The organism is Hydrotalea sp., from assembly GCA_030054115.1.
In the GTDB taxonomy this organism is placed as follows: domain Bacteria; phylum Pseudomonadota; class Alphaproteobacteria; order JASGCL01; family JASGCL01; genus JASGCL01.
On sequence record JASGCL010000012.1, the window covers coordinates 1 to 11,351 of the forward strand.

General features: G+C 50.6%; 11 protein-coding genes and 1 tRNA gene. 7 read left to right on the plus strand and 5 right to left on the minus strand.

What is annotated here, in order from left to right; translation table 11 throughout:
• Positions 1 to 12: 12 nt before the first annotated feature.
• The gene (locus QM529_03630) at positions 13 to 1,122 is read right to left on the minus strand and encodes a hypothetical protein (GenBank protein ID MDI9313754.1); all 1,110 of its coding nucleotides are present in this window, start codon (positions 1,120 to 1,122) and stop codon (positions 13 to 15) included.
• Between the two features lie 167 nt (positions 1,123 to 1,289).
• Here QM529_03630 and QM529_03635 point away from each other — a divergent pair, with 167 nt between their 5' ends.
• The 7 genes from QM529_03635 to QM529_03665 all read left to right on the plus strand — a co-directional run bounded on the left by QM529_03635 (position 1,290) and on the right by QM529_03665 (position 7,909).
• Entirely contained in the window at positions 1,290 to 1,943 is a 654-nt protein-coding gene (locus tag QM529_03635) for a DUF1638 domain-containing protein (GenBank protein MDI9313755.1), read from the plus strand.
• A gap of 5 nt (positions 1,944 to 1,948) precedes the next feature.
• Positions 1,949 to 2,260: a virulence factor gene (locus QM529_03640; GenBank protein ID MDI9313756.1), complete on the plus strand. Its 312-nt coding sequence runs from the start codon at positions 1,949 to 1,951 to the stop codon at positions 2,258 to 2,260.
• 33 nt (positions 2,261 to 2,293) lie between these two features.
• Positions 2,294 to 3,550, plus strand: coding sequence for a sarcosine oxidase subunit beta family protein (locus tag QM529_03645; protein MDI9313757.1), 1,257 nt, complete (start codon positions 2,294 to 2,296; stop codon positions 3,548 to 3,550).
• A 79-nt stretch (positions 3,551 to 3,629) separates the two neighbouring features.
• Positions 3,630 to 3,917 (plus strand): sarcosine oxidase subunit delta, encoded by a 288-nt coding sequence (locus QM529_03650; protein ID MDI9313758.1) that lies wholly within the window; start codon positions 3,630 to 3,632, stop codon positions 3,915 to 3,917.
• A gap of 4 nt (positions 3,918 to 3,921) precedes the next feature.
• Entirely contained in the window at positions 3,922 to 7,071 is a 3,150-nt protein-coding gene (locus QM529_03655; protein ID MDI9313759.1) for a 2Fe-2S iron-sulfur cluster-binding protein, read from the plus strand.
• Positions 7,068 to 7,757 (plus strand): sarcosine oxidase subunit gamma family protein, encoded by a 690-nt coding sequence (locus QM529_03660; GenBank protein MDI9313760.1) that lies wholly within the window; start codon positions 7,068 to 7,070, stop codon positions 7,755 to 7,757. The genes QM529_03655 and QM529_03660 overlap by 4 nt, the downstream gene beginning before the upstream one ends.
• A gap of 77 nt (positions 7,758 to 7,834) precedes the next feature.
• Positions 7,835 to 7,909: transfer RNA gene (locus tag QM529_03665), tRNA-Val, on the plus strand.
• Between the two features lie 8 nt (positions 7,910 to 7,917).
• On the opposite strand, the gene QM529_03670 is transcribed toward QM529_03665, so the two are convergent.
• The 4 genes from QM529_03670 to QM529_03685 form a co-directional block, all read right to left on the minus strand.
• On the minus strand, positions 7,918 to 8,727 hold the full coding sequence (locus tag QM529_03670; protein MDI9313761.1) for a metal ABC transporter permease: 810 nt from the start codon (positions 8,725 to 8,727) through the stop codon (positions 7,918 to 7,920).
• Positions 8,728 to 8,736: 9 nt separating this feature from the next.
• On the minus strand, positions 8,737 to 9,531 hold the full coding sequence (locus QM529_03675) for a metal ABC transporter ATP-binding protein (protein ID MDI9313762.1): 795 nt from the start codon (positions 9,529 to 9,531) through the stop codon (positions 8,737 to 8,739).
• Positions 9,516 to 10,403: a zinc ABC transporter substrate-binding protein gene (locus tag QM529_03680; protein ID MDI9313763.1), complete on the minus strand. Its 888-nt coding sequence runs from the start codon at positions 10,401 to 10,403 to the stop codon at positions 9,516 to 9,518. The genes QM529_03675 and QM529_03680 overlap by 16 nt, the downstream gene beginning before the upstream one ends.
• Positions 10,404 to 10,506: 103 nt before the next feature.
• The coding region (locus tag QM529_03685) for a hypothetical protein (GenBank protein MDI9313764.1) at positions 10,507 to 11,351 on the minus strand (845 nt) is incomplete at its 5' end.

Below are 11,351 nucleotides of genomic sequence, written 5' to 3' on the forward strand. Positions count from 1 at the left end.
AATAACGCGCCGTTAAAAAACATATTGCAGGCCGATATCAAACGCGCCATACCAAAAACTGCCGGTGATTATTTCATAGGACGGGGTAAAATGATCCTGCCATAGCGAATTAAAATTTTGCCAATTGATGCAACAGGGGGCTAGGTCGATGTTGTGCTGGTTGTAATAATCGCTGTAGCCACCCGGGACAAGGTAAAATTTTCCAAGCAACTTTATTGTCAGGTTATCGGTGGGGGCGTAATCCAGCGACAGGCTGGGCATGATAAGGCCGCGATATTCGGTTATTTTGTAATTCAAAAAATCGGGCTGGTTGGCCAGGAAGTAGTCAAAGGGCGTATCGCTTGATAAACGGCTGGCGATGGTGTGAATCCATAACCCGCCGGCAACCCCGGGGGTCAGGCGCAGGTTATCGTTTTTTGTCAGCGAGATGGTGTAATTAATGCCAAAGGTTATGGGGATGAAACCTTCATTATTATCAAACGATATGGTTTGAATGGTTTGTCGGCTGGTAAAAAATGTTTCGGCGGTCAGCTCGACCTGGCTGTAAGTTCCCCGTGGGTGGTAATATTGGTAACCGGTTTCAAGTTGGAATTGGAAGTGCTCGAATTGATAGCCAAGGGCAAAGCCGCCACCGCCGCCTATCGCATCTTTGCGGGCGCCCTTGATAAAACTTTTGTTGACAAAAATAACCCCGCCCACGGGTGTTAGGTAAAAACCATTTTTGACCGTGGCCATGACCTGCTTGCTGGGTAATAATATCAAGCCGGCAATGGCCAATGTCATAAAATTAAGGCCGCGCTGTTTCCGCTTGGTAAATTTAACCGCGGCGATATTTATCAGGCCAAGCAACAACCCAACCAAACCAAGCGGGATAAATAAAACAGCCAGCAAAGCAAATAGGCCGACCGCAATAATCGTCGAAAAAACGCTGATGACAATGGCCATCACAATATTCACGGCGCGCGCCATGGCGGTGGCAAGCCGGACGCCCCTGGCCCGTCTTGATTTTCGCCCCCTTACCGATAATTTTTTTGTATTATTTTTTTTGGCATATTTGCCGGCGGCGGGTATTTTGGCCGCGGTTTTTGAATAGGTTGTCCCTACCTGTCTCAATGTCCCCATATTTTGTCCCTCCTAATTTTTTTTTAGATGCCTTGCCCGATAGGCCTGCGCATCTGCCATCAACCATAAACCGACGTCACGGCTTTGTCAATTATTTCGCGCTTATGGTTAAGAATTGCGGTTATATTTCTTGTGCTAATTTTCGCTTTTTTTGATATAGTGGGGTTATGCAAAACCTAACGCAAGTCAGCAAAAAATCGGTCGCCAAGAAAGCCATCGCCAAACGGGATAAGCAATTGGTGATTGCCTGCGGCGCGCTGGCCAAGGAAATAAAATTTTTGTTGGCGCAACTGGGCGATAACAGCACCGACCTGTTATTCTTGCCGGCGATATTGCACAACAGCCCGCAAAAAATTGTTCCCGAATTAAAAAAAACCATCGATAAAAATAAAGCCGATTACAAAACCATTTTTATTGGTTACGCCGATTGCGGCACCGGCGGCCTGCTGGATAAGTTAATCGCCGACGAACAATTGCAACGTCTGCCGGGGGCACATTGCTACCAATTTTTTGCCGGCATGGATGAATTTGAAAAAATGATGGAGCAGGAATTGGGTTCGTTTTTTTTGACCGATTATTTGGCGCGCCATTTTGACGAATTGGTTTGGCAGGGCATGGGCCTGGCCAAGCACCCCGAGCTGTTGCAAACCATGTTTGGCAATTATAAAAAATTGGTTTACCTGGCGCAAACCGACGACGATGGCTTGACATCGATGGCAGAAAGAGCTAGCAAAAAAATGGCTTTGAGCTTTGAACGGCGCTTCACCGGTTACGGCTTGCTCCAAGAATTTATCAATAATATAAATCACGAAAACACTTAAAAAAAATGGCGCAATATCAAATTATTTTTTGGCGCGATATCCCGTCGCAGGTAATAGTCTCGGCGGGTGGTCGGCGCGGCACGCAGGTGAAAAAACAATTGAGCGAACGATTTGAAAAGGCTATCGACCGCGCCGCCATGGCGGGTAAGGCCGATGCGACCGATGATTACCTTGCCGAATGGAAAAAATCCGCGCCAGTCGAATGCGGTGATGATTTGGAGAAAATTGCCAGCGATCTGGCGGCGGATTTGGAAAAAAATTACCCGGCGGAACGGCTTGATGCCTTAATTGATTCCGCGGGCTACGATAAGAAATAATTTGTTGAGAGATAAAACGCCCATAAAAATTACATGAAAAACTATTCGATTTTTTCGCTGGTTAAGGAATCGCTCAAATACCACGAGGGCTGGCAAAACGCCCTGCCCAATCGGCCGCTCAAGGATAAATACGATATCATCATCATCGGCGGCGGCGGCCATGGCTTGGCGACCGCCTATTACCTTGCCAAAAAACATAACTTGAAAAATATTGCGGTGATTGAAAAAGGTTGGCTGGGCGGTGGCAACACCGGCCGCAACACCACCATCGTGCGGTCGAATTACACAATGGATGAATCGGCAAAAATTTATGAATTGTCGGTCAAATTGTTCGAGGGCTTGAGCAACGAATTAAATTACAACGTGATGTTCTCGCAACGTGGCTTGCTCCACATTGCGCATAATGTGCATGACATGCAAGAAATCGGTCGCCGTGGCCATGCCATTTGGCTGAACGGCATCGACAGCGAATACCTAAACCCGAAGCAGGTCAGCAAGATGGTGCCGACCCTTAACATGAATGGCCGTTACCCGGTGGTCGGGGCATTGTTGCAACGGCGCGGCGGCACGGCGCGGCACGACGCGGTGGCCTGGGGCTTTGCGCGGGCGGCGTCGAACCTTGGGGTTGATATTGTGCAACATGCCGAGGTTACAAAATTCCTGATTAAAAATGGCAAGGCGCAGGGCGTCGAGGTGCGGCAAGGCAAGGAGCTCAAAAAAATCATGGCGGGGCGCATCGGCGTGGTGACCGCCGGCCATTCGGGGGTTATGGCCAACATGGCGGGCTTCCGCCTGCCGATTGAATCATTCCCGCTTCAGGCGTTGGTTTCCGAACCGCTGAAGCCAATTATCGATTGCGTTATCATGTCGAACGCGGTGCATGTTTACGTCAGCCAATCGGATAAGGGCGAATTGGTGGTCGGGGCGGGGTCTGACCCCTACATCAGTTATTCGCAACGCGGTGCGTTTAATTCCATCGAACATATCATGTCGCCGTTGGTCGAATTGTTCCCATTCGTGTCGCGGCTAAAAATGTTGCGCCAATGGGCCGGGATTGTCGATGTCACCATCGACCGTAGCCCAATTATCGCCAAAACACCGGTCGAGAATTTGTTTTTCAATTGCGGTTGGGGCACCGGCGGGTTCAAGGCCACGCCGGGTTCGGGCTATGTTTTTGCCAGCTCGCTGGCCGGTAAGGAAATGGACCCAATCGCCAAACCATTTTCCATCGAACGTTTTTACACCGGCAGTTTGGTGGATGAAGGTGCCGCCGCCGCCGTGGCGCATTAAATGGCGCGCCAACCTGTCCAACTAACCATGCGAAATAAATAATTGAGATGAGATAAAAAGAAAGAAGGAAAGATAAATTATGTTTGAAATCGAATGCCCATACTGCGGGTTACGCGAAATGACCGAATTTACGTGCCATGGCGAGGCGCATATCGCGCGGCCAAAAAATTCGTTAAAATTAAGCGACGAAGAATGGGGCGATTATGTTTTTTTTCGCAGTAACCCCAAGGGGTTGCACCGCGAACGTTGGATGCACCAACATGGTTGCCGAAAATGGTTCAATGTGTTGCGCCACACGGTGAGTGATGAAATCCTCGCGGTTTATAAAATCACCGACAAATTACCAACCGCCAAACAAAAAAGTTAATACCATGAAACAAAATATTTATCGTTTGCCAAAAAGCGAAGAATTTGGCTGGGGCATACAAAAGGACCAACCGCTGGGCTTTGATTTTGACGGCAAACGCCTGACCGGTTTTTATGGCGACAGCGTTGCCTCAGCATTGCTGGGCCAGGGTATAAGCTTGGTCGGGCGTAGTTTTAAATATCACCGGCCACGCGGTATTTTATCGGCGGGGGTGGAGGAGCCAAACGCTCTGGTCACCGTCAGCAGTGGCGGCGGCGGCGAGGAAGTCAATGCCCGTGCCACCATGTCGGAATTGGTGATGGGGCAACATGTGCGGTCGCAAAACCGCTACCCCAGTTTGAAATTTGATTTGCTGGCGGTGAATTCTGGCATTTTGGCCAAAATTTTTCCCGCTGGTTTTTATTACAAAACATTTAAATTTCCACGTCGCTTTTGGGAAAGCTTTTACGAGCCATTCATTCGCCGCGCCGCCGGTTTGGGCAAGGTAAAAAACGTCGCCGATATCGACAGCTACGCGACGCGCCATATTCATGTTGATTATTTGGTGGTGGGCGGCGGTATGGCCGGTTTGCTGACCGCGCTTAATTTGGCGATGGCGACCGAAAAAACCGGCGAGAAAATTTTGCTGGCCGATGAGGATTGGCATTTTGGCGGTTACCTGCATCAATCGGGCGATACCATCGATGGCAAGGGGGCGATGAAATGGGTGGCCGAGGTGGTGAAAAAACTATCCAGCTACAAACATGTGACGCTCCTGCCGCGCACCACCATCACCGCGCTTTATGACCATCAGTTTTTAACCGCGCTGGAAAAGGTAACCGACCATTTGCCGCATCGCCATATTCGCCATTTGCCGCGCCAACGATTTTGGAAAATCCGCGCCAAGCAAGTTATTTTGGCAACCGGCAGTTTGGAACGGCCGTTGTGCTTCCCCGACAACGACCGGCCGGGGGTTATGATGGCCGGCGCGGTGGCCGAATACCTAAAACGTTACGCGGTATTGCCCGGGCGGCATGTCGCCTTTATCACCAACAATGATTCGGTTTACGAGGCGGCCAAAATGGTGCTATCCGCCGGTCGCATGGCGTCGGTGATTGATGTGCGACCGAAGCTGACCCATCAGGGTGCCGAGCCACCGCGCGCCGCATTGATGGCGAAGGTCAAGGCGATGGGTGGCCGGGTGTTGGAGGGGGCGACGATTGAAAATATCATCAGCGAGGCCGGCGGCATGAGGCGTATCAAAAAAATTATCGTCAATAGTTTGGTAGCGGTCGATAGCGATGAGAACACCGACAAGCCGAGCAAAAAAAACGCGAGCAAAAAAATGCAAAGCGCGCTTGGTAACGGCATGGGGTTGATGATTGATAAGGAAATGTCGCCCCTGACATTAGAATGCGATGTGGTGGCGATGAGCGGCGGGTTTGTGCCGACGGTGCATCTTTATTCCCAAGGGCGCGGCCAATTGCGATATGATGAAAAACTTTGCGCCTTCCTGCCGGATAAAATCCCTCAGGCCTGCGAGGTGGTTGGCGGGGTTAATGGCACGACTACTTTAAGCGAATTGGCGGGGGATTTAAAAAACCTTTTCAAAAAATTGGGCGTCAAACAGATGGTGGAATTTCCGGCGGCTGGCGAAAAACCACGCGACCTGCACCCCGCGCCGATATTTATTTTGCCCGGCAAAAAACCAATTGGCCATGGCAAGGCCAAGCATTTTGCCGATTTCCAAAATGACGTCACGGTGGCCGATTGGCAATTGGCGGTGCGCGAGGGATATGATTCGGTCGAATTGCTGAAACGTTACACCACCACCGGCATGGCAACCGACCAGGGGAAAACCTCTAACCTCAATGCTTTGCATTTTTTGGCGCATCACTTGGGGCTCCGCGTGCCCGAGGTTGGCATCACGACATTCCGCCCGCCCTACAGCACGCAAACCTTTGGCGCGCTGGCCGGGCATAATGTTGGCACGTTGTTCCAACAATCGCGCCAAACCGCCATGCACCCCGAGCATTTAAAGGCGCAGGTCGTGTTTGAAAATGTCGGCGATTGGTTGCGGCCGTGGTATTTTTTACGCGCCGGCGAAAACATGCACCAGGCGGTTATGCGCGAGGTCAAGGCGACCCGCGATTCGTTGGGCGTGCTCGACGCCTCGACCCTGGGCAAAATCGATATTCAGGGGCCGGATGCTTTAAAATTATTGAATCTGGTTTACACCAATGGCTGGGATAATTTAAAAATCGGCCAATGCCGTTACGGCCTGATGCTGAACGAAAACGGCATGGTGTTCGACGACGGGGTGACAACCCGTTTGGGTGAAAACCATTACCACATGACCACCACCACCGGCGGGGCGGGGCGGGTGATGAATTGGTTGGAGGAATGGTTGCAAACCGAATACCCGACATGGAAAGTCTATTGCACATCGGTTACCGAGCAATGGGCGGTGGCGTCTATCGCTGGGCCAAACGCCCGGCTGTTGTTGCAAGAAATCAGCGATAGCAATGTCGATAACGAGGCCTTCCCCCACATGACGATGAAAAAAATAAATATCCTGGGGATTCCGGCGCGGGTCTTCCGCATCAGTTTTACCGGCGAGCTAAGTTTTGAAATTAACGTGCCGGCGCGTTACGGCCGCGCCCTGTGGCAGGGGTTGATGGCACACGGGAAAAAATACAACATCACCCCCTATGGCACGGAGGCGATGCACGTCCTCCGCGCGGAGAAAGGCTATATCATTGTTGGCCAAGATACCGACGGCATGGTAACGCCCGACGATTTGGGCCTGGGCGGCATGATATCAAAAAAGAAACCGGATTTTTTGGGCAAACGCTCGCTCTATCGCCCCGACACGGCGCGCCCCGACCGCCGCCACTTGGTTGGGTTGTTGCCGCGCGATGGTAAGGTCGTGCTGAGGGAAGGGGCGCAGGTGGTGAAAAACCTGAAACGCAAGCCGCCGATGGACATGGTGGGTTATGTTACCTCGGCCTACGACAGCCCGAACGCCGGTCGGTCGATTGCCATGGGGTTGATTAAAAATGGCCGCAACCTTATCGGTCAAGAATTATGGGTGCCGGTGATGGGCAAGAAGGCAATTCGCGTTACCGTGACCGAACCAATTTTTTGGGATAAAGAAAACCGGAGGATGACATGATGAGCGAACAAGATAACGATAACCGATATCAAGCCGACGTATCGCAAAAGATATTTGCCGGCGCGAAGAAGGTGCGGCGCACCAACACCCCGGCTGATGTGAAACTTCACCTGGTTGGTGGCTTTGGCCAGAAATGGCACCCCGAACGCAACAGCTTGCTTGACCATGCCGACGAATACAAATCGGCCAATATATTGCTATCGGTGGTGCCACCGCGCGATAAGATAATTTTGCGCGGCGAAAAATCGGCCTTGGCGGCGGCGGTAAAAAAAATTGTCGGCCTGGCCATGCCGCAACCATTGCATTACAGCGCGGGAAAAAATTATCGCCTATCGTGGGTGTCGCCCGACGAATGGTTGCTTTATTTGCCATTGGGGGCGGCGGCGGAAATCATTGAAAAACTTGGTAAAGAATTAAAGGGCAAACACCATGGATTGGTTGATGTGTCCGATTATTACCTTGATATTTTGTTGAAGGGGTCGGCGCGTTTTCTTTTGCTTAACAAGGGGTCGCCGTTTGACACCGACGAGCGGGTTTTCACCGCCGGCCAAGTTGTCAGCACGCATTACGCCAATGCGTCGATTGTTTTAACGCAATTTGACGACGAATGCGAAATCCAGGTCAGGAGCAGTTTTGCCCCCTATCTGTGGGATTATTTAATCGTCGGCGCGAAAGAATTTGGCTAATTATTTTTGGCCAGAATCCTCGCCAAAAAGATTGTGATTTTTTTCGCCATCTGTTAAGGCAAGATTGATTTACATGTGGGCGGTTAGCTCAGCGGTAGAGCACTGTGTTGACATCGCAGTGGCCACTGGTTCGATCCCAGTACCGCCCACCATTTCTTTTTTATTTTTTGCGGGCGAGGCCCAACAAAACCGCGCCAAGGAAAAACACGCCATTGATGACAACAATGGTTGCGCCAGTCGGCAGGTTGAATATAAAGGAGGCAAACATGCCAACCACCACCGACAATAGCGAGACCATCAACGCCAACCCCATCGCGATTTTAAATTGTTGTGAAAGCCGCAACGCCGTCATGGCGGGAAAAATAATCAACGCCGACACCAACACCGCCCCGACGACGCGAATCGATAACACCACCACCACCGCGGTTAATATCATCAGCAGGCGGTTGATAAACAGCGTCCTCACCCCCATTGCCTCGGCGTAATTATTGTCAAAGGTGGTGGCGAAAAAATCCCAATAAAAAATATAAATCATCGTCATCACCACCAGCGACAGGGCGACCGCCAACCACATTTCCAATGGGCTGATGGTTAAGATATTGCCAAACAGATAAGACATCATGTCGACATTAACCCCGTGGTTGAGCGAGGCAACAATCACGCCAACCGCCACACCGATGGCCGATACCATGCCAATGGCGGCATCGCCCGTGCCGCGCTTGGTGAGGCGTAGAATAAGGAGCGACGCCGCAATCACCAGCGGCAAGGAAACATACAATGGGTAAATGCCAAAAAATAAACCAATCGCGATAGTGCCAAACCCGATGTGTGACAGGCCGTCGCTTATCAACGACAAATTGCGTAGAACCAAAAACATGCCGAGCGCGGCGCAACAGGCCGCAACCAACACACCGGCAATCAGCGCGCGCCACACAAAATCATAATGAAAAAAATCGAACAATAGTGCCATGGTGTTTTTTTAAGCGTGGTCGTGGCAGGTGATGGAATCATGCGGTTGCGGGGTAAGGCGACTGGCGACGCGGGTGAATTCGGTTGGCGTGCCAAAAAATTTTACATCGCGGTCTAGGTATAAAATTTTGTTGGTGTAGGGTTGGGTGTCGACCAAATCGTGGGTGATAAAAATTATCGTGGTGTGGTGCAATTTATTAAGATGCCCGAGCAAGGTCAAAAAATGTTGTCGCGCGTTTGGGTCAAGGGCGGTGGTCGGTTCATCGAAAATCAAAAAATTACCACCAGCCACCAGGGCGCGCGCCAGCAAGACCAATTGTTTTTGCCCGCCCGACAGCAATGAAAAAATATTGTTTTTGAGGTGGCTGATGCCCAGGGTGCGCAGGCTGGTATCAACTTTTTCATGGTCGTGGCGCGTGATAAATTTTGGCGTGCCGCGCCCGGCGAGCAGGCCGAGGAGAACAACCTCCCCACAGGTTGCCGGAAAATCGCTAACCCGTTTTTGCTGTTGTGGCAGGTAACCCAAGATGATTGGTTTGTTTTTATCAAATATAATTTTTTTATCACCGCCGTTATGGGCTTGCAACGCCTGAACCATGCTTTGAATCAAGGTAGTCTTCCCCGCGCCGTTCGGCCCAATCAAGCTGATGAAATCGCCGTGTTCAATCGTCAGCGACACCTGGCGCAGGGCGACCTGGCCGCCATAGGCAACCGACAGGTTATCGACCCGCACCAATGGCTTGGTGGTTTTGCTGTTGGATAATTTTTTTTTGCCCATTTTATCCATGGTTATGCGCGGCGGCATGATAAACCAAGCGCTAGGTTATTAAGGTTGTTCTTCATGATGGTGAGGAACGAAACGCCAGCCACCATGTCGTCTTTGCTGACCTCATGCGCGCCATTAAGCAGGAGCAGTTTCGCGCCGGTTTCGCGCGCTAAACTGACCGCAATTTTTGGGTCGGATAATTCCTCGTAAAAAATATAATGGATATTATTTTTTTTCACATTATCGATGATATTTTTGAGCCCCTTGGCGGTTGGCTCGGCATCATCACTAAACCCCGTAACCGCGCTGGTCGTCAGGCCGTAACGCCGCGCCAAATAACCAAAGGTATTATGCCCGCCATAAATAATGTCGCGTTGTTGGCAGGTGGCGATGGTTTTTTTATAATCATTATCCAGCAACGCCAATTGTCGGTTATAATTTTTTGCGCGGTCGCGGTAAAATTTTTTATTGCTGGGGTCGGCGGTGGCCAGGCCATCGGCGATGGCGGTTACCATTTGCTGTGCGCGCGATAAATCAAGCCACAGATGCGGGTCGTTGCCGACAGATGCTACGTCGCGGCCGCTGTTGACAATAGTTAATTGGGTTAATTTTCCATTGTTTAAACTGGCAAGAATTTTTTTGGCCCAGGGTTCCATCGTATCGCTGACATAGGTAAAAACATCGGCGCGGTTGATGCTTAGCACGTCGGTTGGCGTCGGGTCGAAATGGTGCGCCTCGACCCCCGGGGGTAACAGCAACCGCACCGCAATCTTATCCCCGCCGATTTCCTTGGTGAAATCATAAACCGGATAAAGACTGGCCACGACCTGTAATTTTTTGTCGCTGGTTTGTGCCACAGCTGGCGAGATGAATTGCGCCAGCAGAATGATTAAAAAAAATATCTTTTTCACAAGCCTGCTTTGCAACATTGCAATGATAAAATCAAGCCGTCGCCGACCTCATAACAATAACAATAGCAATAGCAATGTGCGCGACCAAAACAACAACGGTTGATTAGAAACTATAGCCGATGCTCGCCCCGGCCTCTATCGTGTTGTTGGCGGGCTCGGTAAATTGCACCGGTAATAATTTTCCATCGATAGCGGTGCCGCCTTTACAGTCAATCGTCGTGCCATTATCGTTTATGCAGGGCAGGTTGTAATAAACCGCCGAGCTTACCCCAATATCCCAATAATTGAAAAATGGTTGCAGGACAAATTGTTTATAGGCCAATGACAAAGACGTCTTAAAACCATAGCCAGTGGTTTGTTTATTCTGAAATGGCGTCGTAGACAGTAGCGCGGTGGTGCCAAGGCCGTTTGGATATTGGATGGCGGCGGTTGGTTCGTAATAGGTCAATTGTAACCCGCCGAGAAAAATATCATATTCACCGCGTATCGCAAATGAAAAATCGCTGTTGGCATTGCCGTAACTGTAACCCGCACCCACCGGAATATAACCTAGGTGATTGATACGGTCATATGCCGCGTAATTTTGGTCGGTGACTTTGCCGTCGTCAAAATTGCCGGTGAAGCGATAACCCGCGCCGGTGAATAAATTAACGTGATGCAGGCTGGTGAAGGCGAAGTCATAGCCGATTAGGCCCCGCGCCTCCGCCAGGAAATAGGTTGCATTGTCGTGGTCGCCCGAACTGAGCGAATGATATTTTAACGTGCCGCCGTAAAGCGTAACATCGGGCGAGATATAGGCCGTCCCCGTATAATTTTGGCCAAACCGATATTGGCCGGTGTAATTGACACCAACGATAGCCCCCTTATTCGAGATGAAGAACGAGCCGTCGCTATTGACCTCGGTATAGCCATAATAACCGGCGAGGGCCGATATTTTGCTATCATAGG